Annotated in this window: 17 protein-coding genes; 2 read left to right on the top strand and 15 right to left on the bottom strand. The window is 70.2% G+C overall.

Annotation, left to right across the window (positions count from 1 at the left end; translation table 11 throughout):
- Nucleotides 1-286: 286 nt before the first annotated feature.
- Nucleotides 287-1930, bottom strand: coding sequence for a hypothetical protein (locus F9B16_RS51260; protein WP_192809028.1), 1644 nt, complete (start codon nt 1928-1930; stop codon nt 287-289).
- Between the two features lie 245 nt (nt 1931-2175).
- The gene (locus tag F9B16_RS28015) at nt 2176-3156 is read right to left on the bottom strand and encodes an aldo/keto reductase (protein ID WP_151543201.1); all 981 of its coding nucleotides are present in this window, start codon (nt 3154-3156) and stop codon (nt 2176-2178) included.
- Between the two features lie 150 nt (nt 3157-3306).
- Between F9B16_RS28015 and F9B16_RS28010 the strand changes: the two genes are divergently transcribed.
- Together F9B16_RS28010 and F9B16_RS28005 are read left to right on the top strand one after the other, a co-directional pair.
- On the top strand, nt 3307-3882 hold the full coding sequence (locus F9B16_RS28010; protein WP_151543200.1) for an RNA polymerase sigma factor: 576 nt from the start codon (nt 3307-3309) through the stop codon (nt 3880-3882).
- Entirely contained in the window at nt 3875-5095 is a 1221-nt protein-coding gene (locus F9B16_RS28005; protein ID WP_151543199.1) for a CU044_5270 family protein, read from the top strand. Before F9B16_RS28010 ends, F9B16_RS28005 begins: the two co-directional genes overlap by 8 nt.
- 117 nt (nt 5096-5212) lie before the next feature.
- Here F9B16_RS28005 and F9B16_RS28000 read toward each other — a convergent pair whose 3' ends face one another.
- The 13 genes from F9B16_RS28000 to F9B16_RS27940 all read right to left on the bottom strand — a co-directional run.
- Entirely contained in the window at nt 5213-5455 is a 243-nt protein-coding gene (locus tag F9B16_RS28000; protein ID WP_151543198.1) for a hypothetical protein, read from the bottom strand.
- 227 nt (nt 5456-5682) lie between these two features.
- The gene (locus F9B16_RS27995) at nt 5683-9555 is read right to left on the bottom strand and encodes a DNA-directed RNA polymerase subunit beta' (RefSeq protein WP_151543197.1); all 3873 of its coding nucleotides are present in this window, start codon (nt 9553-9555) and stop codon (nt 5683-5685) included.
- 20 nt (nt 9556-9575) lie between these two features.
- Nucleotides 9576-13043 carry a DNA-directed RNA polymerase subunit beta gene (rpoB, locus tag F9B16_RS27990; RefSeq protein WP_151543196.1) on the bottom strand — a complete coding sequence of 1156 codons (3468 nt, stop codon included), beginning with the start codon at nt 13041-13043 and terminating at the stop codon, nt 9576-9578.
- A 504-nt stretch (nt 13044-13547) separates the two neighbouring features.
- Nucleotides 13548-14708 (bottom strand): hypothetical protein, encoded by a 1161-nt coding sequence (locus F9B16_RS27985; RefSeq protein ID WP_151543195.1) that lies wholly within the window; start codon nt 14706-14708, stop codon nt 13548-13550.
- The gene (locus F9B16_RS27980) at nt 14705-15193 is read right to left on the bottom strand and encodes a hypothetical protein (protein WP_151543194.1); all 489 of its coding nucleotides are present in this window, start codon (nt 15191-15193) and stop codon (nt 14705-14707) included. The genes F9B16_RS27985 and F9B16_RS27980 overlap by 4 nt, the downstream gene beginning before the upstream one ends.
- 10 nt (nt 15194-15203) lie before the next feature.
- Nucleotides 15204-16697 carry an MCE family protein gene (locus F9B16_RS27975; protein WP_151543193.1) on the bottom strand — a complete coding sequence of 498 codons (1494 nt, stop codon included), beginning with the start codon at nt 16695-16697 and terminating at the stop codon, nt 15204-15206.
- Nucleotides 16694-18109 (bottom strand): MCE family protein, encoded by a 1416-nt coding sequence (locus tag F9B16_RS27970; protein ID WP_151543192.1) that lies wholly within the window; start codon nt 18107-18109, stop codon nt 16694-16696. Before F9B16_RS27970 ends, F9B16_RS27975 begins: the two co-directional genes overlap by 4 nt.
- The gene (locus F9B16_RS27965; RefSeq protein WP_225991999.1) at nt 18106-19377 is read right to left on the bottom strand and encodes an MCE family protein; all 1272 of its coding nucleotides are present in this window, start codon (nt 19375-19377) and stop codon (nt 18106-18108) included. Before F9B16_RS27965 ends, F9B16_RS27970 begins: the two co-directional genes overlap by 4 nt.
- Before the next feature lie 30 nt (nt 19378-19407).
- Nucleotides 19408-20499 carry an MCE family protein gene (locus tag F9B16_RS27960; RefSeq protein WP_151543191.1) on the bottom strand — a complete coding sequence of 364 codons (1092 nt, stop codon included), beginning with the start codon at nt 20497-20499 and terminating at the stop codon, nt 19408-19410.
- A complete protein-coding gene (locus F9B16_RS27955; RefSeq protein WP_151543190.1) occupies nt 20500-21531 on the bottom strand; it encodes an MCE family protein in 1032 nt (343 codons plus the stop codon).
- Nucleotides 21528-22838 (bottom strand): MCE family protein, encoded by a 1311-nt coding sequence (locus F9B16_RS27950; protein WP_225991998.1) that lies wholly within the window; start codon nt 22836-22838, stop codon nt 21528-21530. Before F9B16_RS27950 ends, F9B16_RS27955 begins: the two co-directional genes overlap by 4 nt.
- 27 nt (nt 22839-22865) lie before the next feature.
- Nucleotides 22866-23714 (bottom strand): MlaE family ABC transporter permease, encoded by an 849-nt coding sequence (locus tag F9B16_RS27945; RefSeq protein ID WP_151543189.1) that lies wholly within the window; start codon nt 23712-23714, stop codon nt 22866-22868.
- Nucleotides 23714-24571: MlaE family ABC transporter permease (locus F9B16_RS27940; protein WP_449699365.1), on the bottom strand; the 858-nt coding region annotated here is incomplete at its 5' end. The genes F9B16_RS27940 and F9B16_RS27945, both read right to left, overlap by 1 nt.

Here is a 24571-nt window from a genome sequence, read left to right as displayed (position 1 = left end):
TGGCGAACCTCGCCGGCGCGCACGCATAGCGGCCCGCACACAGCGGGCACAAGTGAAGAGGTTACCGACCCCTCCGCGAAAGTGCAAAGCGAACAGCGCACTACCGCGTGAGCCCGGTCCGGCGCAAGCCCGGAGGCTCGAAAGCCGACGCGCCGTACAGATCAACGGAAGAACGCCGACGGGTCTTCCCGCGCGGTGGCGGGAAGACCCGTCGGCATTGTGACCCACACCCCGGCCCTTGGGGAAGACGTGGACGACCTTTTACGTCCTCCCCCGGCCGGGCCTGCTACAGGACGAACGCGACGATCAGGACGATCAGGATCACCGCGACGACCGCGCCGCCGATGACGTAGAGCAGCGTGTTGCTCTTGCCGCCCTTGCCCTCGTCGCCGCCGTACGCGGGCGGCTGGCCGTACTGCCCCGGCTGGCCGAACTGGCCATGCTGACCGGGCTGGCCCGGCTGGCCGAACGCGGGCTGGCCGCCGAACTGCTGCTGGTCGCCCTGCTGGCCCTGCTGGCCGAACTGCTGCGCGCCCTGCTGCTGCCCGTAATCCTGCTGCTGGCCGAAGCCCTGCTGGCCGTAATCCTGCTGCTGCCCGTAGTCCTGCTGCCCGAACTGCTGGCCCTGCTGCTGGCCGTACTGCTGCTGGTCCTGCTGGGCGCCGAACGGCTGCGCGCCGTACTGCTGCTGCTCGCCCTGCTGGCCGAACTGCTGGGCGCCCTGCCGGCCGTAGTCCTGCTGGCCGTACTGCTGGTCCTGCTGGCCGAAGGGCTGCGCGCCGGGCTGCGGCGGCTGCTGCTGCTGGGCCTGCGGCTGCCACGACTGCTGCCCGATGTCCAGCCGGGTGTGCTCGGCCATCCCCCCGGACGGCTCCGCGGCGTGCCGCCCCTGCGACTGCGCGGACGGGTCGAACGCCTCGGTCGGCCGGGCGTCCTCGACGCCGCGGTCGGCGGGGGCGCCGAACGCGGGCGGCTCCTCCTGCGGGGAACCCGCCTGCGGGGATCCGCCGAAGCCCGACTCGGGCGGCGGGACCATCATCGTCCGCTCGTGGTCGGCCTGGCCCTGGCCCGGCCCGCCCGGCTGCCGGCCCGCCTCCGGCGACCACGGCTCGGGCGTCGACGGCGGGACCGGCGCCTGCCACGGCTCGGCCGGCGGCTCCTGCCGCCGCTCGGGGCCGGTCGCGACGGGGACGTCGGTGCCGGGCGACCAGTGCAGCGTCGCCTGGTCGTCGACCGGGGGCCGCTGCGGCCGCTCGGGCTCCTGCCCGCCCGTGCCCGGGCCGGGGACGATCAGGGTGCGGTCGGTGCCGGCGTCCTGCGGCTGGCCCGGCGCGGGCGGGGCCTGCTCGGCGGGCGTCCCGCCCTCGGGCGCGCGGGGCTCGGCGGGCGGCGCGTACCCGCCCTGGCCGCCGAACGGCGGCTGGCCGTACGGCTGCTGCTCCTGCGGGGCGCCGTGCATCGGCTGCTGCGGGTAGCCCTGCTGCTGCGGCTGGCCGTACTGCTGCTGCTCGTACTGCCCGCCGTACTGCTGCTGCTCCGGCGGGGGGAAGCCGCCCGGGCCGGGAGGCGCGCCGTAGGGCGCCTGGCCGGGCTGCTGCCCGTAGGGCTGCTGTTCCTGCTGCTGCTCGTACTGGGGGACGCCGTACTGCTGCTGGGGCGGCGCCGGGGGCTGCTCGCCGTACTGCCGCAGCGGCTGCTCGACCATCGTCGGGGGCGGAGGCGGAGGCGTCTGCCGCTCCGGCTCGCCGGGCTCCTGCGGAGCCGGGGGCCGCTGCCCGCCGGCCGCGCCGCCCAGCTGCGGGGCGCCGAACACCACGGTCCGGTCGCCGAGCGGGCGCGCGGGGGGCTCGCCCCGCTCCTCGGGGGCCTGCCGCCCCTCGTCCTCCGGCAACGGCCGCTGCGGTCCCTGCGTGCCGTCATTCTCGGTCATCGTCGGGCTCCTTCAGCGCCGTCGTCCCGGGGCTCCTCAGTCCCGGTCGCCCGGGGATCCGCCGTGCGGTCCCCGGATCTGTCACTCGTCTCGCCCCGTGGCGGTCTGGCCGCCCGTGGGCGTTCTGGCCCCCAGCCTGCCCCGATCGCCGGTGGTATCGCAAATCATCGCCAAAGATAGACGTCCGGCGCCCCCGGTCCGTTCCGACCGGGGGTGCCACCTGCGGGAACGTCCCGGCGGGCGGATCAGCCGTGCCCGCGGACCGGGTGCGGCCGGTACGGCGCCTCCAGCCGCTCGGCGTCCTTGTCGTCCAGGACGAGCCCGGCCGCCGTGATCGCGTCGTCGATGTGCGCGACCTTCGTCGCGCCGACGATCGGGGCCGTCACGCCCGGCCGCCCCAGCAGCCACGCGAGCGCGACCTGCGCCATGGGGACGCCCTTCTCCCCGGCGACCTCGCGGACGACGTCGACGACGTCGAAGTCGGCCTCGTCGTACATCATCTCGCCGTAGGCGTCGTTGCCCGCGCGGAGGGTGTTGGCGCGCCCGCCGCGGTCGCGGTTGCCCGCGAGCCGGCCGCGTGCGAGGGGGCTCCACGGGAGGAGGCCGACGCCCTGGTCGACGCAGAACGGGTTCATCTCCCGCTCCTCTTCGCGATAGAGGAGGTTGTAGTGGTTCTGCATGGTGACGAACTTCGTCCAGCCGTTCTTGTCGGCCACGTGCTGCGCCTTGGCGAACTGCCACGTGAACATGCTGGACGCGCCTATGTACCGTGCCTTGCCCGCGCGCACAACGTCGTGGAGGGCCTCCATGGTCTCCTCGATGGGCGTGTCACAGTCCCAGCGGTGGATTTGGTAGAGGTCCACGTAGTCGGTGCCCAGGCGCCGTAGCGAGTCGTCAATGGCGGCCAGGATGTGCTTGCGGGACAGGCCCTTGTCGTTGGGGGCGTCGCCCACGGGGAGGCAGACCTTGGTCGCGAGGACGTAGTCGTCCCGGCGCGGGAACAGCTTCGCCAACAGGTGCCCGGTGATGATTTCGCTCACGCCGCGCGAGTACATGTCGGCGGTGTCGAAGAATGTCACACCGCCTTCGACGGCCCTGCGGACGATCGGCTCGGCGGCCTCCTCGTCCAGGGCCCAGGGGCGCTGCGCGGGGTCCCCGAAGCTCATCATGCCGAGGCAGATCCGCGAGACCCGCGTGCCGGTCGTCCCGAGCCGCACCTGTTCCATCGTCGTCTCCTCTCGTTCAGCGTTCTCCACGGTGCACCGCCGCTCGGGCCACCACCAAACGCCCGCGAACGCAACCGGAATTCGGGGTTCGGGATAGAGGAGGGTGTCAGTCCCCCCAGAGTCACGGAGACCCACCATGAAGAGACGCCCATGGCCGTGGTGAGCCAGGCTCCCGGCGAGCTGGGCGACGCCGAGATCGTGGCGGTGTCGCTGCGTACCCCGGAGGCGTTCGGCGAGCTGTTCCGCCGGCACGCGCCGCGGCTGCACGCCTACGTCCGGAGGCGGCTCGGGCCCGTCCTGGCCGACGACCTGGTGTCGGAGGCGTTCGCGACCGCGTTCCGGCAGCGCGGGCGGTTCGACGGGCGCGCGGAGTTCGGCGCCTGGTTGTGGGGCATCGCCTCCAACCTGATCGCCAAGCACCACCGGCACGAGACCCGCATGTACCGGGCGTTCGCGCGGACCGGCGTGGACCCCGCCGAGGACGGCGTCGCCGAGCGCGCTGGGGACCGGGCGGCGGCCGCGGCGCTCGGTCCCGAGCTGGCGAAGGCCCTCGCGTCGCTGAGCGCGCAGGAGCGCGACGCGGTGCTGCTGCTGGCGTGGGCCGAGATGTCCTACGGCGAGATCGCCGCGGCGCTCGGGCTGCCGCTCGGCACCGTCAAGGCCAAGATCCACCGGGCCCGGACGAAGCTCCGCAAGGCCCTCCCCCAGGAGGAGAACGATGGATGAACTCGACGCGCTGCGCCGGATGCGGACGGCCCTGGCCGAGGAGGAGCGCCCGGACGTGCTCGCCGCGCGCATCGGCTGGCGGCCGGACGTGACGGGCGACTCCAAGGCGGGCGCCGTCCGGCCCCGTCCGCTCCGCCGCCGTCTGCGGTTCCCGCTCGCGGGCGCGGTCGCGGCGGCCCTCGCCGCCGGGGCGGCCGCGGTCGTGGTGGCGCAGCCCGGAGACGCCGGGCGGAGCCGCACCGCGCCGCCGAAGGAGGGGAACGTCCTGCTGGTGGCCGCCACCAACGCCGAGAAGGCCCCGCTCGGCGCGTACTGGCACACCCGGAGCATCAGCGGCGAGATCTACGCGGTCGGCAGGAGCGCGGACGACTTCTACAAGGTCGACTCGCGGCAGGGCAACGAGACCTGGACGGGCCGCGACGGCAAGGGCAGCATGGTCCACCTCGACCCCGTCGACGTCCCGCTCACCCCGCAGGACGCGCGGAAGTGGCGGGCGGCGGGGGCACCGAAGATGGCCCGGGTGCCCGATCCCGAGGGCGCGGCCGGCTCCGTCTTCCTGGACATGGGGACGGGCTCCGGGCCCGCGGGCCCGTTCCCCACGTCGCCGGACGATTCCGCCTACGGCCTCACGCCGGCGAAGCTCGTGCAGCTCCCCACGGAGCCGAAGGCGCTGGAGGACGCGCTGCTGAACCTGCGGGGCGACTGGCACGCGTACTCGGCGAAGCCGGAGAAGGAACCGATCCGCGCGCTGCGGGGGCAGGAGCGCGTCCGGGCGCTGAGCGACGTGACGACCGCGCTGCTGTCCACGGCGCCCGCGCCGCCGAGGGTGCGCGCCGCCGCGTTCCGGATGCTCGCGGCGCAGCCCGGCGTCCGTGCCGGGGGGCGCACGGCCGATCCGCTGGGCCGCACCGGCAACGTGATCTCGCTGCCGCTGAAGGCCACGGTCCCACTCGGCCTGTTCACCGCGCCCAAGCAGCTCGGCACCTACACGCGCCAGCTGATCGTCGACCCGGACCGCGGGACGCTGCTGGCCGTCCGGGACCTGGTGGCGACGCCGCCGAAGGGCAGCCGCCCGCTGCGCCCCGGGGACGACGGGAAGCCGCGCGCGCTGGAGGCGAGGAACATGCCGGACCGGTTCAGCCGCCCCGGTGACCTGGCGTCCTACCAGGCGTTCGAGGTCACGCAGTGGACCGACCAGGCGCCCCCGCACTGATCAGGCGCCGCCGCACCGATCCCGGCGCCCCCGTCCCCGCGACGCGGAAGGGCCCGCTCCCGAGGGAGCGGGCCCTTTTCCGTTGCGTCGGTCAGTCGGACCGATCGGGCGAGCCGATCAGGCGAAGGCGTGGCACTCCACCTCGGCGCGCGCGTGGGTCATTCCCAGCTTGACGTACTTCTCCGCGCAAGCGCGCTGCTTGGCGTTGAGGTCGATCTTCCCGCACTCCTTCACGCTCGAGTAGGTGCGGCAGTGCTGCTGCGTCCCCTGGTCGCTCGCGGACGGCTGGGCGGCACTCGCGGTACCGACCCCGCCGATCCCGCCGAGCACGACGGCGGTGGCGAACAGCGTTGCGGTCATGACCCTCTTCATATGATTTCCTCCCCCGACGCGACTTTAGCCAGCATCTGGGTCGTCCCCGGGCACAGCACCGCAAAACACGCTCAAAGGTCAAGAAAACCGACAAAACCGCAGGTAGATCGCCCGGCCGTACAGGACGCCGCGCACGGCGCCGCAGACGCGGAAGGCCCCTCCCGCCGCAGCGGAAGGGGCCCTCGCCACCGGGGCGCGACGCCCCGGTTCAGGTGTTACCGGTTGTACTGGCCGAAGTCGTACTCCTCCAGCGGCACGGCCTCGCCGGAGCCCTGCCCGAAGGCGTACTCGGCGCCGTCGTCGTAGGAGCCGACGGAGTACACCGCCGCCTTCGCCTCCTCGGTCGGCTCGACCCGGACGTTGCGGTACTGCGGCATGCCGGTACCGGCCGGGATGAGCTTGCCGATGATGACGTTCTCCTTGAGGCCGAGCAGCGGGTCGCTCTTGGCGTGCATCGCGGCCTCGGTGAGCACCCGGGTCGTCTCCTGGAAGGACGCCGCCGACAGCCACGACTCGGTCGCGAGCGAGGCCTTGGTGATGCCCATCAGGACGGGGCGGCCGGCGGCGGGCGTGCCGCCCTCGGCCACGACGTTCCGGTTCGTCTCCTCGAAGATCGGACGCTCCACCAGGTCGCCCGGGAGCAGCTCGGTGTCGCCCGACTCGAGGATGTTCACCCGCTTCAGCATCTGGCGGACGATGATCTCGATGTGCTTGTCGTGGATCGACACGCCCTGCGACCGGTAGACCTCCTGGACCTCCTGCACCAGGTGCAGCTGCACCGCGCGGGGGCCGAGGATGCGCAGCACCTCGTGCGGGTTGATCGCACCCGCGATGAGCTGCTGGCCGACGTCGACGTGCTCGCCCTCCTTGACCAGCAGCCGGGACCGCATGGGCACCTGGTAGCCGATCTCGTCGGAGCCGTCGTCCGGGACGACGACGACCTTGCGGGTCTTCTCCGTCTCGTCGATCTTGATCCGGCCGGCGACCTCGCTGATCGGGGCCACACCCTTCGGGATGCGGGCCTCGAACAGCTCCTGGACGCGGGGCAGACCGTGCGTGATGTCGCCGCCGGCGACACCGCCGGTGTGGAACGTCCGCATGGTCAGCTGCGTGCCGGGCTCACCGATGGACTGCGCGGCGATGATGCCGACGGCCTCGCCGACGTCCACCCGCTTGCCGGTCGCCAGCGAGCGGCCGTAGCAGGCGGCGCAGACACCGATCTTCGCCTCGCAGACCAGCGCGCTGCGGGTCCGCACCGACTCGACGCCCGCCTCGACCAGCCGGGTCACCACCGCGTCGGACAGGTCGGTGTCGGCCGGGAAGATGACCGTCCCGTCGACCTCGACGTCCTCGGCGATCGTGCGGCCGATCAGCGCGGTCTCCGAGGTGGCCAGCTTGACCAGCGTGCCGTCCGGCAGCTTCTCGGCGACCTCGAACGGGATCGTCCGGTCGGTGCCGCAGTCGATCTCGCGGACGATGACGTCCTGCGCGACGTCCACCAGGCGCCGGGTCAGGTAACCCGAGTCGGCGGTCCGCAGCGCGGTGTCCGCGAGGCCCTTCCGGGCGCCGTGCGTCGAGATGAAGTACTCGACGACCGACAGCCCCTCGCGGAAGGACGACTTGATCGGCCGCGGGATGGTCTCGCCCTTCGGGTTGGAGACCAGGCCGCGCATGCCGGCGATCTGGCGCAGCTGGAGCGGGTTGCCGCGGGCGCCCGACTGGATCATCATCCAGATCGGGTTGGCCTTCGGGAACGCCTTCTCCATGTCCACCGCGACGTCCGCGGTGGCCTTGTTCCAGATCTCGATGAGCTCCTGCTTGCGCTCGTCGTCGGTGATCAGACCGCGGTTGAACTCGCGCTGCACCTTCTCCGCGCGCGCCTCGTAGCCGGACAGGATGTCCTGCTTGTTCGGCGGCGTGACGACGTCGTCGATGGAGATGGTCACACCGGACCGGGTGGCCCAGTGGAACCCGGTGCTCTTCAGCGCGTCCAGCGCGTTGGCCACCGCGACCTTCGGGTACGTCTCGGCCAGCTCGTTGACGATCGCCGAGAGCTGCTTCTTGCCGATCTCGTCGTCGACGAACGGGAAGTCGTCCGGCAGCGCCTCGTTGAACAGCGCGCGGCCGAGCGTGGTCTCCAGCCGGTACGGCTGGCCGGGCTCGTAGCCCTCGGGCGCCTGCCAGCCGCGCGGCGGCGGGACGTCCTTGAGCCGGATCTGGATCTTGGCCTGCAGGTCCAGCTCGCGCCGGTCGTAGGCCATGATCGCCTCGGCGATCGAGCCGAACGCGCGGCCCTCGCCGTCGGCGCCGTCCTTCTGCGTCGTCAGCCAGTACAGGCCGATGACCATGTCCTGGGTGGGCATGGTGACGGGCTTGCCGTCCGACGGCTTCAGGATGTTGTTGGTCGACAGCATCAGGATCCGCGCCTCGGCCTGCGCCTCGGCGGACAGCGGCAGGTGCACCGCCATCTGGTCGCCGTCGAAGTCCGCGTTGAACGCGGTGCAGACGAGCGGGTGGATCTGGATGGCCTTGCCCTCGACCAGCTGCGGCTCGAACGCCTGGATGCCCAGGCGGTGCAGGGTCGGCGCCCGGTTCAGCAGCACCGGGTGCTCGGTGATGACCTCTTCCAGCACGTCCCACACGACCGGGCGCGCGCGCTCGACCATCCGCTTGGCGGACTTGATGTTCTGCGCGTGGTTGAGGTCGACCAGCCGCTTCATGACGAACGGCTTGAACAGCTCCAGCGCCATCTGCTTGGGCAGGCCGCACTGGTGCAGCTTCAGCTGCGGGCCGACGACGATGACCGAACGGCCGGAGTAGTCGACGCGCTTGCCCAGCAGGTTCTGCCGGAACCGGCCCTGCTTGCCCTTGAGCATGTCGGACAGCGACTTCAGCGGACGGTTGCCCGGCCCGGTGACCGGGCGGCCGCGGCGGCCGTTGTCGAACAGCGCGTCGACGGCCTCCTGCAGCATCCGCTTCTCGTTGTTGACGATGATCTCGGGCGCGCCGAGGTCGAGCAGGCGCTTGAGCCGGTTGTTCCGGTTGATGACCCGGCGGTACAGGTCGTTCAGGTCGGAGGTCGCGAAGCGGCCGCCGTCCAGCTGCACCATCGGACGCAGGTCCGGCGGGATCACCGGGATGCAGTCCAGCACCATGCCGAGCGGGCTGTTGCGGGTGTTGAGGAACGCCGAGACGACCTTCAGCCGCTTGAGGGCGCGGGCCTTCTTCTGGCCCTTGCCGGTGCGGATGATGTCGCGCAGCTTCTCCGCCTCGGCGTCGAGGTCGAAGTTCTGCAGCCGCGCCTGGATGGCCGCGGCGCCCATGCCGCCCTCGAAGTACTTGCCGAACCGGTCGCGCATCTCGCGGTAGAGCAGCTCGTCGCCCTCCAGGTCCTGGACCTTGAGGTTCTTGAACCGGCTCCACACCTCGTCGAGGCGGTCGAGCTCGCGCTGCGCGCGGTCGCGCAGCTGCTTCATCTCCCGCTCGGCGCCGTCGCGCACCTTGCGCTTCTGGTCGGCCTTCGCGCCGGCCTCCTCGAGCTCCGCCAGGTCGCCCTCCAGCTTCTGCTGGCGGGCCTCGACCTGCGCGTCGCGGGCCTGCTCGATCTGCTGGCGCTCCACGGAGATGTGGGCCTCCAGCGTCGGCAGGTCGCGGTCGCGGCGCTCGGCGTCCACGCTGGTGATCATGTAGGCCGCGAAGTAGATGATCTTCTCGAGATCCTTCGGGGCCAGGTCCAGCAGGTAGCCGAGGCGCGACGGGACGCCCTTGAAGTACCAGATGTGCGTGACCGGCGCGGCCAGCTCGATGTGGCCCATCCGCTCACGGCGCACCTTGGCGCGGGTCACCTCGACGCCGCAGCGCTCGCAGATGATGCCCTTGAACCGGACGCGCTTGTACTTGCCGCAGTAGCACTCCCAGTCCCGGGTCGGACCGAAGATCTTCTCGCAGAAGAGCCCGTCCTTCTCCGGCTTGAGGGTCCGGTAGTTGATCGTCTCCGGCTTCTTCACCTCGCCGTGGGACCACTGGCGGATGTCGTCGGCGGTCGCCAGGCCGATGCGAAGCTCGTCGAAGAAGTTGACGTCAAGCAACTGTTTTCCCCTTGAGTTGATCAGACCTCTTCGACACTGCTCGGCTCGCGCCGGGACAGGTCGATGCCGAGCTCCTCCGCGGCGCGGAAGACGTCCTCGTCGGTGTCGCGCATCTCGATGGACATGCCGTCGCTCGACAGGACCTCGACGTTGAGGCAGAGCGACTGCATCTCCTTGATGAGCACCTTGAAGGACTCGGGAATGCCGGGCTCGGGGATGTTCTCGCCCTTGACGATGGCCTCGTACACCTTCACGCGGCCGAGCACGTCGTCGGACTTGATGGTCAGCAGCTCCTGGAGGGCGTAGGCGGCGCCGTACGCCTCCAGCGCCCACACCTCCATCTCACCGAAGCGCTGGCCGCCGAACTGGGCCTTACCGCCGAGCGGCTGCTGGGTGATCATGGAGTAGGGGCCGGTCGAGCGCGCGTGGATCTTGTCGTCGACCAGGTGGAGCAGCTTGAGGATGTAGATGTAGCCGACCGACAGCGCGTCCTTGTAGGGCTCGCCGGTGCGGCCGTCGAACAGCCTCGCCTTGCCGCCCGGGCCCACCATCCGGTTGCCGTCGCGGTTCGGCAGCGTGCTCTCGATCAGCCCGGTGACGTCGGTCTCGCGCGCGCCGTCGAACACCGGCGTCGCGGTGTTCGTCCACGGCGGAGCCTCGTCCGCGCCGATCTCCCTGAGCGCCCGCTTCCAGTCGGCGTCGTCGCCCTCGACCTTCCAGCCGCGGGAGGCGACCCAGCCGAGGTGGGTCTCCAGGACCTGGCCGACGTTCATCCGGCCGGGCACGCCCAGCGGGTTGAGCACGATGTCGACCGGCGTCCCGTCCTCCAGGAACGGCATGTCCTCGACCGGGAGGATCTTGGAGATGACGCCCTTGTTGCCGTGCCGGCCGGCCAGCTTGTCGCCGTCGGTGATCTTGCGCTTCTGGGCCACGTACACCCGGACCAGCTCGTTCACGCCGGGCGGGAGCTCGTCGCCCTCGTCGCGGGAGAACACCCGGACGCCGATGACCTTGCCCTCTTCACCGTGCGGCACCTTCAGCGAGGTGTCGCGGACCTCGCGGGCCTTCTCGCCGAAGATCGCGCGCAGCAGCCGCTCCTCGGGGGTCAGCTCCGTCTCGCCCTTGGGCGTGACCTTGCCGACCAGGATGTCGCCGGGGACGACGTCCGCGCCGATGCGGATGATGCCGCGCTCGTCGAGGTCGGCCAGGACCTCCTCGGAGACGTTCGGGATGTCCCGGGTGATCTCCTCGGGGCCGAGCTTGGTGTCGCGGGCGTCGACCTCGTGCTCCTCGATGTGGATCGAGGAGAGGACGTCGTCCTGCACCAGGCGCTGGCTGAGGATGATCGCGTCCTCGTAGTTGTGGCCCTCCCACGGCATGAACGCCACGAGCAGGTTCTTACCGAGCGCCATCTCGCCGTTGTCGGTGCACGGGCCGTCGGCGATGACCTGCCCGAACTCGACCCGCTGGCCCTCGTCCACGATCGGCTTCTGGTTGAAGCAGGTGCCCTGGTTGGAGCGCTTGAACTTGGACACGCGGTAGGTCGTCCGGGTGCCGTCGTCGTTCATGACGGTCACGTAGTCGGCCGAGACCTCCTCGACGACGCCGGCCTTCTCGGCCGTGATCACGTCGCCGGCGTCGGTCGCCGCGCGGTACTCCATGCCGGTGCCGACCAGCGGCGCCTCGCTGCGCAGCAGCGGGACGGACTGGCGCTGCATGTTGGAGCCCATCAGCGCGCGGTTGGCGTCGTCGTGCTCCAGGAACGGGATCATCGCGGTCGCGACCGAGGTCATCTGCCGGGCCGAGACGTCCATGTACTGGACCTCGCGGGCCGGGACCAGCTCGACCTCGCCACCCTTGCGGCGGACCAGGATGCGGTCGTCCTGGAAGGTGCCGTCCTCGTTGAGCAGGGAGTTGGCCTGCGCGATGACGAAGCGGTCCTCCTCGTCGGCCGTCAGGTAGTCGATCTGCTCGGTGACCCGGCCGTCCTCGACCTTGCGGTACGGGGTCTCGACGAACCCGAACGGGTTGACCCGGCCGAACGCGGCGAGCGAGCCGATCAGGCCGATGTTCGGGCCTTCCGGCGTCTCGATCGGGCACATGCGGCCGTAGTGCGACGGGTGGACGTCGCGGACCTCCATGCCGGCGCGCTCACGGGACAGGCCGCCGGGCCCGAGGGCGTTCAGGCGGCGCTTGTGCGTCAGCCCGGCCAGCGGGTTGGTCTGGTCCATGAACTGCGACAGCTGGCTGGTGCCGAAGAACTCCTTGATGGAGGCGACGACCGGCCGGATGTTGATCAGCGTCTGCGGCGTGATCGCCTCGACGTCCTGGGTGGTCATCCGCTCGCGGACGACGCGCTCCATGCGGGCCAGGCCCAGCCGGACCTGGTTCTGGATGAGCTCGCCGACCGTGCGCAGGCGCCGGTTGCCGAAGTGGTCGATGTCGTCGACCTCGATCGGCACGGGGACGGCCCCGAGGGTGGCCTCCTCCTCGCCGGCGTGCAGCCGGACGAGGTACTCGATCGTGGCGACGATGTCGTCCTCGGTCAGGGTGCCCTGGCGCATGTCCAGGTCGAGGCCGAGCTTCTTGTTGATCTTGTAGCGGCCGACCTTGGCGACGTCGTACCGCTTCGGGTTGAAGTACAGGTTCTCCAGCAGGGTCTGCGCCGACTCGCGGGTCGGCGGCTCGCCCGGCCGCAGCTTGCGGTAGATGTCGAGGAGCGCGTCGTCCTGGCCGGAGGTGTGGTCCTTCTCCAGGGTGACGTTGATCGACTCGTAGGCGCCGAAGTGCTCGCGGATGCGGGCCTCGTCCCAGCCGAGGGCCTTGAGCAGCACGGTGACCGGCTGCTTGCGCTTGCGGTCGATGCGCACGCCGACGTTGTCGCGCTTGTCGATCTCGAACTCGAGCCAGGCGCCGCGGCTCGGGATGACCCGGCAGCCGTAGATGTCCTTGTCGGACGCCTTGTCGAGGGCGCGGTCGAAGTACACGCCGGGCGAGCGGGTCAGCTGCGAGACCACGACGCGCTCGGTGCCGTTGATGATGAAGGTGCCCTTCGGGGTCATGAGCGGGAAGTCGCCCATGAACACCGTCTGGCTCTTGATCTCACCGGTGGTGTTGTTGATGAACTCCGCCGTGACGAACAGCGGGGCGGAGTAGGTCATGTCCTTGTCCTTGCACTCCTCGACGGAGTACTTGGGCGGCTCGAACCGGTGGTCGCGGAACGAGAGGGACATGGTCCCGGAGAAGTCCTCGATCGGACTGATCTCTTCGAAGATCTCCTCCAGCCCCGACTGGGTCGGGACGCTCTTACTTCCGGCCTTCTGGGCCGCCTCGACCCGGGCCTTCCACCTCTCATTGCCCAGCAGCCAGTCAACGGAGTTGGTCTGCAGAGCAAGGAGGTCCGGGACTTCGAGCGGCTCCTTGATGCGCGCGAAGGAGACGCGGTTCGGACCGGTTGCGGTATTCGAGGCGTTGCGCGAGGCTGCCAAGAGTGGTCCTTCCGAGGGCTCGCGGCGTAACTGACGACACGCACGCCAGACGATCCACGTCCAAGACCCGTGCGTTAGGGTCCAAAACGGACCCGCTCGGGAGTGCTCTCACACGTGGATAGTCAGAGGGCAGCGCAAAGGGGCAGTGTAGCCGACCGGTACACCGCTCGCAACTCTAGCGCCGCAGTATGCATCACGTTGCCATGGAGCATCGCCCCTCAGGGCCTTGCAGTCAAGAGCGGACTTGGACTTTTCGGGCTCTGACCTGCAGTGAGGAAGGCCATAGTTTAGGTGTCCCCGCACCCCGGCGCGAAGCACCCGCCTCCCGGCCCCCGGCGCGCCCTCCGGTCCCGCCCGCCGCACCCTCCGCGAACGCCTCGGGCGACCACCCGCGCGGGGTGGTCGCCCGAGGCTTCCGTTCGCGTACCGGCGGGTCGCCGGCGGACGCGGATCGTCAGGGAGACGCCGGTCGCCCGACCGTCAGGAGACGCCGGTCGCCGGTCGTCAGGAGATGACGTCGACCTTCTCGGCCAGCCACTTCCCGTGGACCTTGACCATGGTCATCTTCAGCCGCAGCGACTCGGGGAGCTGCTGCGTCTTGTCGTTCTTGGTGGCGGACGAGCGGTCGGCGTAGACCAGCGCCACGACCCGGTCCGGGGTCGCGCTGATCACGCCCGTCTTCATCACCGTCGTCGTCCCGACGAGCTGCTGCGCGGTCGCCTGCGCCTTGAAGGACGGGATCTGCTTGACGTAGTCGTCGTGCAGCTTGCCCGTCGTCATGGCGGCGGCGGCCTTGGTGTCGGTGTCGATCGTCCGGAAGTCGTAGGACGACAGCTCCTGCGCGGCCTTGGACGCGGCCCACAGGCCGTTCTTGCGGGCGTCGTCCGTGGCGCTCTGCTTCTGCTGCTTGAGGAACAGCAGCGTCGACGCGGTGCCGAGCGCGAGGACCAGGACGACCAGAACGGCGAGCAGCGTGAACCCGCCGGTGCCGAAGCGGCGCCCCGGCTCGTCGTCCTCGTCCTCCTCCTCGTCGTCGTCGGTGGCCTCGACCTTGGCGGCCTTCTTGAAGCTCAGCTTCCTGCCGCGCTTGGCCTCGGGCGCGTCGTCCTCGGCGTCGTCGGCGTCATCGTCCTCGTCGGAGTCCTCGTCTTCGGCGTCGGTCTCCGCCTTGGCGTCGTCGTCCTCGGAGTCCTCTTCGGAGGACTCGGTCTCGGGCTTCGCGCCCGTCTCGACCTCGTCGACGTCGGCGGCGGACGCCTCAGCGGGCGCTGAGCCGTCCGCTGCGGGCTCGTCGTCCTCCGGCGCGGCTTCGGGGGCCTTCTTGGTGCGACGGGGCTTCACAGCCGTTTTGACGGCGTTCTCCGCCTTCCCGGGGGCCTCACCGGCGTCCTCGTCCGCGTCCTCCGCGGTCTCCTCCGCCTCGTCGACGGCGGCGGCCGCGTCCGCGGCGATCTGCGCCAGCCGCGCGGCCTCGCGCGCGCGCTCGGCGGCCTCCTCGGCGAGCCGGGCCGCCTCCGCGGCCTCCTCGGCCCGCGCGGCCTGCTCGGCGGCCGTGCGGGGACGGCTCTCGCCGCCCTCGTCGCCGCCCTTGCCGGCCGCGCCGCCCTTGCGGGGGCCCTTGCCCTTCTCCGGTGCGGAGCGCTTGCCCCGGCCGAGCATGGTCACGGGACCACCTCCAGATCGGAAACGAGCCAGCGGTCACCGACCCGGCTGAGCTCCATCAGGTACCGGTAGGCGCGCGGGGCACCGTCCTTCACCTTGGGGTTGGTGACGGTCCCGTTGAGGGAGACCATCACCTCGGCGGAGTCGCCGTCCATGGAGACGACCCCGGCCTCGACCTGGCTGACGGTCGACTTCGCCTGCGTCTGGCTCAGCGTGCCGAGCAGCGTCTTGGACTGCGAGGAGAGCTTGTTCTTCAGGTTGCCGGTGGTGCCCGCGACGATCCGGTCGAGATCCTTCTGCGCGGACGACGCGCTGATCGTCATCAGGTTGACGCCCATCTGGCGGGCCGACTGCGTCGCCTTCGCGCGCTGGTCGGAGGCGTCCTCGCCGTGGTACACGCGGACGGAGTAGACGCCGGTGAAGACGGCGAGGGCGATGGCGAGCACGCCGAGGACGAGCGTGGCGATCTGCGGCGAGAGGCGTCTCATCGGCCCCGCCTCACTGGCTCAGGGGTCCGAGCATGAGCCACTTCCACGAGGAATCTCCCAACTCACGATTGCCGGCGGTCCGTGGCATGACGTACTTCTTGCCGTCCGGGCCGTAGACCGCGCCCGTCGACGGATCGTATCCAGCGAATTCCACTGAATTGGCCGGATACGACAGGTACAGCCGACCATTCGACAGCTCGCCGGTCGGGGCGGCCGCCGCGGCGGCGGCCTTGCCGTTCGCCGAGCCGTCGCCGGAGCTCTTGCCCTTGCCCTTCGCCTCGGACGAGCCCGAGCCGGAACCCGAGTCCGAGCCCGTCCCGTACGCGCCGCCCGCGGGGAACCCCGCGCCGGCGGTGGCGCCCGGGGGCAGCTGCGGGACGGGCGTGAGCGCGTCCTTGGGGAAGTTGCGGGCGCCGCGCACGTCCGTCGACGAGTTGTGCGGGGCCTTGCAGCCGACGTCCAGCGGCGGGTTGCGCAGCGAGGTGTCCTGCGGCCAGCGGTGCTTGACGCCCTCGTAGCCCTTGGTACACGCGGGCGGCGAGCTGATGTTCAGGTCGAGGCCGAGGTGCTGGGTGCCGTCGCCGGGGGTGACGGTGAACGCGCCGGCCACCTCGACCGGGTAGAGGATGAACAGCGACCGCAGCCCGTTCTGCCGGGACGTGATCACCTGCCCGGTGGTGGACAGGTTCGCCAGCAGCGTCGGCAGCGTCGGGGCCAGCTGGTCGATGGCCTTGTGCGTCTGGTCGACGGCGGCCGGGGCGTTGTCGATCGTCTGCCGCAGCGCCGGGTCGTCCTTGCGCAGCGAGGCGGTGAAGTCGTTGAGGTTGCGGGCGAAGCCGCGGATGTTCGCGGCCTCGCTGCGCTGGGTGTCGAGCACCGTCACGCTGTTGTCGAGCAGCTGCTTGGTGTCGGGGTAGGCCTGGTTCGCGGTCTGCAGCAGCCGGTGCGTGTCGTCCAGGATCGACTGCAGGTCCGACGCGGAGCCGTTGAACGCCTTGTCCAGCTCGTCGACGATCGTGCCGAGGTCCTTGGTGTTCACCGACCCGACGAGCTGGTCGACGTTGCGGAGCAGCTCCTCGGTCCGCACCGGCAGCGACGTCATGCTCGCCGGGATCGTGTACGGGCTGCCCTGGTCGAGGTAGGGGCCGGTCTTCTTGGTCGGCTCCAGGTCGATGTACTGCTCGCCGACCGCGGACCGGTTCGCGACGATCGCCTTGGTGCCGTCGCGCGGGATCCGCTTGCCGCGGTCGAGCTGCAGCTTGACCCTGATGCCGTCCTTGGTGAGCGACATCGGGCCGACCCGGCCGACGGGGACGCCGCGGTAGGTGACCTCCGCGTTGGTGAACACGCCGCCGGAGTCGGACAGGTCGACGTAGGCGGTGTACTGCTTGCCGAGCACCTGCCGTCCGACGCCGATGTAGTTCACCAGCACGATCGTCACGCCGACGACCGTGATCACCGCGAAGGCGATCAGCTGGATGATGACGCCGCGCTTGAGGATCACCAGAGGCCCCCCATCAGGGTCCGCAGACCGTCGTCGCCCGGAGCCGGGGCCAGCGCGCCGGTCTTGGTGCCGCCGGAGCCCGCCGTCCCGGTCTTCTTCGCGCCCTTGGTCGGCGTCGGCGTGGGCGCCGGCGTCGTCGCGCCGGGCAGGCCGGGCAGCCCGCCGGCGCCGCCGCCGGACGACTGCGGCAGCGAGCCGAGCGGCGAGTCGGGAAGGGTCACGTTGGGCACCTGCAGCATGTTGCGCATCTGCTTGCCGCTGCCGATCTGGTTCTCCAGGTCGGTGCCGCCGAGCAGGTTCTGGGCGAGGTCGTTGAAGTCGAGGTCGACGGTGAGCTTCACGTTGCCGTAGTCGCCCTCGATGACGTTGGCGAAGGTCGGCGGGAACGGGAAGGTGATCAGCGACTGCAGCGCGTTCGGCAGGTCGGAGCCGGCCTTGTTCAGGTTGGCGAGGATCTTGTTCAGGTCCTTCAGGTTCGCCACGAAGTTGGCCTGCGACTTGTCGATCACGTCGGTGGTGGTGCGGCTGAGCTTGTCCAGCGCGACCAGCATCTTGGTGAGGTCGGCCCGGTTGCGCTTGAGGATCGTGATGGCCGGGCCGGTCTGGTCGATCGTGTCGCTGATCGTCTTGCGCTCGTCGGACAGCTTGCCGGTGAGCCGGTCGAGGCTGTCCAGCGCCCGGGTGATCGCGGCGCGGTTGGTGTCCAGCGTCCCGGCGAAGGTGTTGACCTCCTGCAGCACCGCGCGGATCGAGCCCTCCCGGCCGCTCATGGCGGCCTGCAGCTCGTGGCTGATCGTCGCGACCTGCTGGATGCCGCCGCCGTTCAGCAGCAGCGACATCGCCGACAGCACCTCTTCGATCTCGGTGCCCTGGCCGGTGCGCGACAGCGGGATCACGTCGCCGGACCCGAGCCGCCCGGTCGGCGCCTGGTCGGCCGGCGGCGACAGCTGGACGAACTTCTCGCCGAGCAGGCTCGTCTGGCTGATGGTCGCGGTGGCGTTGTCGGGGAGGTTCACGTCGCCGCGGACCTTGACGGTGACGACGGCGTGCCAGCCGGCGCTGCCGCCGGCGAGGTCGACCTTGGTGACCTTGCCGACCGACACGTCGTTGACCTTCACCACCGACTGCGGCACCAGGTCCAGCACGTTCGCGAACTCGATCTTCACGGTGCGGGGGTTGGAGCCGAGGTCGGGGCCGCCGGGCAGCGGAAGCGACGAGACGCCGTTGAACGAGCAGCCCGACAGCGCCGTGACGCCCGCGAGGGCGGCGGCGCCGAGCAGCTTCGTCCGCCGCGGCAGCGCCCGGCCCTTGCCCGCCCTGCCGGACGCGACCGTGCCGGACGCGACCGTGCCGGACGTGGCCTTGCCTGCCGCCGTGGCCGTCGCGGCGCGCCTGCGGGGTGTCCTGCTCATCCGGCACCTCCGGGCAGCAGCGAGGTGATGCTCTTCGGGTCGTGCGCGTTCGCCGTGCTCGTCTTCGTCGTCTTGGCGTTCTTCGACGTCTTGGTGCTCTTGGACCCGCTGCGGCCGCCGGGGCCGTAGGCGTCCGGCGGGATCGGCACCGGGTCGTAGTGCGTGGTCAGCGCCGTGATCCAGGACAGGTCCAGGCTGACCCCGGCGAGGGCCTTGCCGATGCCGTTGTACGGCTTGACGAAGTCCAGGCACTGCTTGGCGGGCGTCCCGACCGAGTACGCCAGCGAGCACACCCAGTCGGCCAGGTTGTTGAACTGGCGGAAGTTGTCGCGGGTGTGGATGGTGCCGCTGATCGGGTCGTAGGCGCGGGCCAGGTTGTTGATGGCGAGCGGGCCGGCGGTCAGCACCTCGGCGAGCGCGTCCTTCTCCTTCACCAGCACGCCGGTGACCTGCGCGAGCTGCCGGACGTTCGACGACAGCTCGGTGCGGTTGTCCTTGATGAACTTCTGCACGTTCCGCAGCGTCGGGGCGAGGGTGTTGAGGGCCGCGCTCAGCTCCTCCTTCTCCCCGTCCAGCTGGCCGGACACCCCGTTCAGATGGGTGCTGAACGACCGGATCTGCTGGTCGTTCGCCTTCATCGTGTCGGTGATGATCCGCAGGTTCCGGATCGTCGTGGCGATGTCGCCGCGGTCGGTGCTGAGCGTGCTCAGCATCTGCGACGTGTCGGCGATCGTCTGCCGGATGTCGTCGCCCTGCCCCTGCAGGTTCGCGGCGCCGACCTGCAGCAGCCGCGACAGCGAGCCCTGCTGCTTGTCGGGGGTGGTGGCGTTCGCGCCCTGCGGGCCGAGCGCCTTGGTGAGGTCGTTCAGGCTGCCGCTGACCTCGTCCACCTCGACCGGCACCCGGGTGCGGGTGGTGGTCAGCGTCGCGCCGTCCGCCAGCACGGGCCCGCCGGTGTAGGCGGGGGTGAGCTGGACGTAGCGGTCGGCGACCAGGGTCTGGTTGACGATGACGGCCTCGGCGTTCGCCGGGACCTTGTACTTGGCGTCCCACCTCAGCTCGACCTTCACCGCGTCGCCGACGGGCTTGACGCTGGTGACCTCGCCGACCGGGATGCCGAGGATGCGGACCTCGGCGCCCTTGTAGAGGCCGACGGTCTTGGTGAAGTACGCCGTCATGTGCCGCTGCTTGGGTTCCTGCAGGAGCAGGACGAGCGCGGCCGCAAGCACCGCGACGGCGAGGATCGCGCCGCCCAGGCGAAGTATCAACGCGGAGTTACGCACTAGGAACCTGCCTGCTCACGGGAGGAACGGCAACGGGTTGTCGCTGTTGTTGCCGGTACCGGTCTGGCCGTTCTGCTTGTTCTGCTTGTTCTGTCCGCCGCCCTGGGTCGTGGCGCCCGTCCCGGTGCCCGTGCTCTTCGGGGCGTCCTGGATCGAGGCGGGGATCGGGATGAGGTTCTGGATGTAGGAGTCGAACCAGCGGCCGGTGCCGACGACGTCGGAGAACTGCCGGGCGTACGGCGCGAACAGCTGGATCGTCCGGTCCAGGTTGTCCTGGTTCTTCAGCAAGATCCTGTTGACCTTGGTGAGGTTGTCCAGCATCGGCTTCAGCTGCGCCTGGTTCTCGCTGATCAGCGCGTTCACCTGCTGCGACAGCGAGACGGTGTTGATCAGCAGCTGGTGGATGACCGCGCGGCGGGCCTGCACCGCCTGGAGCACCTTGTCGCCGTCCTGGACGAGCTTGGCGAAGTCCTGGTTGCGGTCGGCCAGCAGCTGCGAGACGTCCTTGGCCTTGCCGGCCAGCTCGTGCAGCTGGTCGTCGCGGGACGCGACGGTGTTCGACAGCCGCCGCAGCCCCTGCAGGGACGCCTTCACCTCCGGCGGGGAGTTCTTGAAGGTGTCCGACAGGGTGTCGAACGACTTGGCGAGCTGCACGGTGTCGATGTCGTTGACCCGCTGGCTCAGCTGGCTGATCGCGGGGACGACCTCGAACGGGGTGTGCGTGTCCTTCAGCGGGATGTTGCGGCCGAGCCTGCCCGTCCCCCGCGGGGTGAGCGCGAGGAAGTGCTGGCCGAGCAGCGTCTTGATCTTGATGTCGGCCTGCGTCCGGTCGCCGAGCTTCACGTCCTTGTCCACCCGGAAGGTGACCTTGACGCGGCCGTGGTCGAGGTCGAGGCCGGTGACCTTGCCGACCTTGACGCCGGCGATCCGGACCTCCTCCCCCGACTTCAGCCCGGCGGCCTCCGCGAACGTCGCGGTGTGCGTGGTGCCGCCGTTGACGAACGGGATGTTCCCGATGTTCATCGCCAGCACGAGCGCCAGCACGATCACCGCGAACGCGACGAGGGCGATGGGGACCGGGTTGCGCTCCCGGAACGGGATCCTCATCTACTTGCACCTCGCGTTCTCGTTCACGATCGCCGGCGTCTGGTAGACCGGTCCGCCCGGCAGCCGCACCCGCGCGTCGAGGCCGCAGATGTACATGTTGAACCAGGAGCCGTACTGGGAGATGCTGACCAGCTTCTGCAGCGTCTTCGGCGAGCCCTCCAGGGCCGCGTTCAGCTCGCCGCTGTTGGCGTTGAGGGTGCCGGTGAGCTGCTTCAGCCCGGCGATGTCGCTCTTGATCCCCGGCCGGGACTGCTTCAGCAGGCCCGCGGTGGTCCCGGTCAGCTGGTCGATCGCCGACACCGAGTCGAAGATCGCCTGCCGGTCGCCGGACACCCCGCTGACGAACCCGCGCAGGTCGGTGATCAGCTGCTCGACCTGCTGGTGCCGGTCGTCGATCGTGCCGAGCACGGTGTTCAGGTTGTCGATCACGTCGCCGATCACCTGGTCGCGGTCGGCGAGCGTGTTCGTCAGCGACGCCACGTGCGACAGCAGGCTGTTGACCGTCCCGCCCTCGCCCTGCAGCACCTGGACGATCTGCGTGGCGAGGGTGTTGACGTCCTTCGGCTCCAGCGCCTGGAACAGCGGATGGAACCCGTTGAACAGCGCGGTCAGGTCGAGCGCCGGCTGGGTCTGCGCGACCGGGATGGTGCCGCCCGCCTTCAGGTACGTGTTGGCCTGCCCGGCGCCGTCGCTCAGCGACAGGTACCGCTGCCCCATCAGGTTGCGGTAGCGGATCTGCGCCTGCGTGGACGCCGGCAGCCCCGCCTCGAACACCCCGCTCTTCTGGATGCTGAACGTCACCTGGGCCAGGTTGCCGTGGTACAGCTTGATGCCCTTCACCTGGCCGACCCGGACGCCCGCGACGCGCACGTCGTCGTTGTCGAGCAGCCCGGTCGCGTCGGTGAAGATCGCCTTGTACTCGCGGGACGGCCCGAACCGGGCATTGGAGATCGTCATCGCCAGCACGCCGGTGGCGAGCGCGGTGAGCACCACGAAGATGCCGAGCTTGACCGCGGCGCTGGTCGTCCTCACTTGATCGTCACCACCGATCCGCGCAGCAGCGGCCCGTACATCAGCGAGGCGACGTCGGAGACCTGGTCGGCGGGGGTCCGCGTCATCGGCCCCACGATGTTCTTGATCTTCTCGTTCTCGCTCATCGAGCCCGGGTCGACGAACACGTCGGAGATGCCGCGGCCGCGCGAGCCGGCCCCGCTACCGCCGTTCGGGTCGTCGGGGTTCTTCCACCACAGGTCGTCCTCGGTGCCGTCCAGCGCCAGGTAGTCCGGCGAGGGCACCTTCGGGTTCGGCAGCCCGTAGCAGCGCGGGTTCCGCTGGTCCTTGGCCTCGGGCAGGTCCAGCGGGTACTTGTAGCCCGGCCGCGGCTTGACGATCTCGACGGTCAGGTTGAAGGTCTTGGACCCGTTGCCGCCCGCGACCCGCTCGGCCTCCGGCCGCAGCTTCACCAGGCCGGCGAACACGCACGGCAGCGACGGCGAGTACCGGGCGATCAGCGACAGCCCGGCGCGGCTCGCGATGTTCACCCCGACGATCTTCGGGGCGTTCTGCGTCATGAACGCGTTCCCGTCCTGCGCGAGCGCGGTCGTCGCCGGGATCAGCTGCTCGATCGTCGCCTTCTTGTCGGTGATCGTCCGGCTGGTCACGTTGATGTTGCGGAGCGTCTGCAGCAGGTCCGGCGCCGCCTGGTCGTAGATGTCGGACACGTCGGCGAGGCCGTGCAGGTCGTGTACCAGCGTCGGCAGCTGCGGGTTGACCTTCTTCAGCAGCGTGTTCGCCTCGTCGATGTCCTGGCCGATCTGCTCGCCGCGGCCCTGCAGCGCCGTCGCCAGCGCGTTCAGGGTGGTGTTCAGCTCCGCGGGCTTCACCGCCTGCAGCAGCGGCAGCAGGTCGTCCAGCACCTTGTTGATCTCGACGGCCTGCTGGGAGCGGTCCTGCTGGATCGTCTGCCCGGCGCGCAGCCCCTGCGGGCCCGCCTGCTGCGGGATCTCCAGGTCGACGTACTTCTCGCCGAACAGCGTCTTCGGCAGCAGCCGCGCCTGCACGTTGTTCGGGATCAGCTTGGCCTTGCCGGGGTCCAGCGCGAGGTCGAGCGTCGCGCCGTTCCCGGTGACGTGCGTGCCGCGCACCTCGCCGACGATGATGCCGCGCACCTTCACGTCCGCGTGCGGCAGCAGCTGCAGCCCGGCCCGCTCCGTCGCGACCTTCACGTTCGTCACCGGGGTGAACCACTTGTTGTAGAACGCCACGGTCAGCGCCAGCAGCAGCACGATCACCAGGATCATGGCCAGCCCGAGCACGCGGTAGCGCATGCGTTCGCTCATGACCGGTTCCTCTCGATCACAGCCCGGTCACCCCGCGATCCGGACGCCGGTGCTGGTGCCCCAGATGGCCATGCCGAGCAGCAGGTCCGCCACGTTGATCACGACGATGCTGGTGCGGACCGCGCGGCCCACCGCGATGCCCACGCCGGCCGGGCCGCCGCTGGCGTTGTAGCCGTAGTAGCAGTGGATCAGCATCACCAGCACCGAGAAGATGATCACCTTGCCGAACGACCAGTAGATGTCGTGCGGCGGCAGGAACAGGTGGAAGTAGTGGTCGTAGGTGCCGGACGACTGGCCGTAGAACATCGTCACGATCACGCGCGTCGCGCCGTAGGAGGCGAGCAGGCCCACCACGTACAGCGGGATCACCGCGACCATCCCCGCGATCATCCGGGTGGTGACGAGGAACGGCATCGACGGGACCGCCATCACCTCGAGCGCGTCGATCTCGTCGGAGATCCGCATCGCGCCGAGCTGCGCGGTGAACCCGCAGCCGACCGTCGCCGACAGCGCGAGCGCCGACACCAGCGGCGCGATCTCGCGGGTGTTGAAGTAGGAGGCGATGAAGCCGGTGAACGCGGCCGTGCCGATCTGGTCGAGGGACTCGTAGCCCTCCAGGCCGACCTGGCTGCCGGTGAAGAACGTCATGAAGCCGACGATCACCACCGAGCCGCCGATCACCGCGAGCCCGCCGGTGCCGAGGCTCACCTCGGCCAGCAGCCGCAGCACCTCGGTCCGGTACCGGCGCAGCACCCGGAACGTCCACGCGAACGCGCGGACGTAGAACGACATCTGGTGGCCGAAGTCGTCCAGCCGGTCCAGGGGCGCGCTGATCGCCCGGTTGACGGCCTTGCCCGCCTTGGTAGGGGCCGCCATCACATGCCCTTCGCCGGGACGAACTGGGTGTACAGCGTCGAGATGATGAAGTTCTCGACGAACAGCAGCATGAAGGTGATGACGACGGTCTGGTTGACCGCGTCGCCGACGCCCTTCGGGCCGCCCTTGGCGTTCAGGCCCTTGTAGGCCGCGACGAGCCCGGCGGTGATGCCGAACACGAACGCCTTGATCTCCGCCTGCACCAGGTCGGGCAGCTGCGCGATCGCGTTGAACGAGGCGAGGTAGGCGCCCGGCGTGCCGTCCTGCAGCACCACGTTGAAGAAGTAGCCGCCGAGCAGGCCGACCACCGACACCAGGCCGTTCAGGAACAGCGCGACGAACGCGCACGCGAGGGTGCGCGGCACCACGAGGCGCTGCAGCGGGTTGATGCCGAGCACCTCCATGGCGTCGATCTCCTCGCGGATCTTGCGGGAGCCGATGTCGGCGCACATCGCCGACCCCGCGGCGCCCGCGACCAGCAGCGAGGTGACCAGCGGGCTGGCCTCGCGGACGATCGCGACCACCGCGGTCGCACCGGTGTAGGACTGCGCGCCGAGCTGCCGGATGAGCCCGCCGACCTGCAGCGACAGCACGCCGCCGAACGGGATGGCGACCAGCATCGTGGGGACGACGGTGACGCTGACGATGAACCAGGCCTGCTCGATGAACTCGCGCCACTGGAAGGGCGGGCGGAACAGCTGCCGCGCCGTGTCCAGGCACAGGGCGAAGAACCGGCCGGGTTCCTTGATCGCGACGTTGGCCGCGCCGTCCCCGATCTTGCGGAGCGTGCCGGAGGAGCCTCCGGCACGCCTGCCCCCTCGCTGGTCCGCGCCGATACCAGGAGTGGACATCAGTAC

The organism is Actinomadura montaniterrae (assembly GCF_008923365.1).
Classification (GTDB): domain Bacteria; phylum Actinomycetota; class Actinomycetes; order Streptosporangiales; family Streptosporangiaceae; genus Spirillospora; species Spirillospora montaniterrae.
This window is presented reverse-complemented; position numbering and strand designations above follow the sequence as displayed.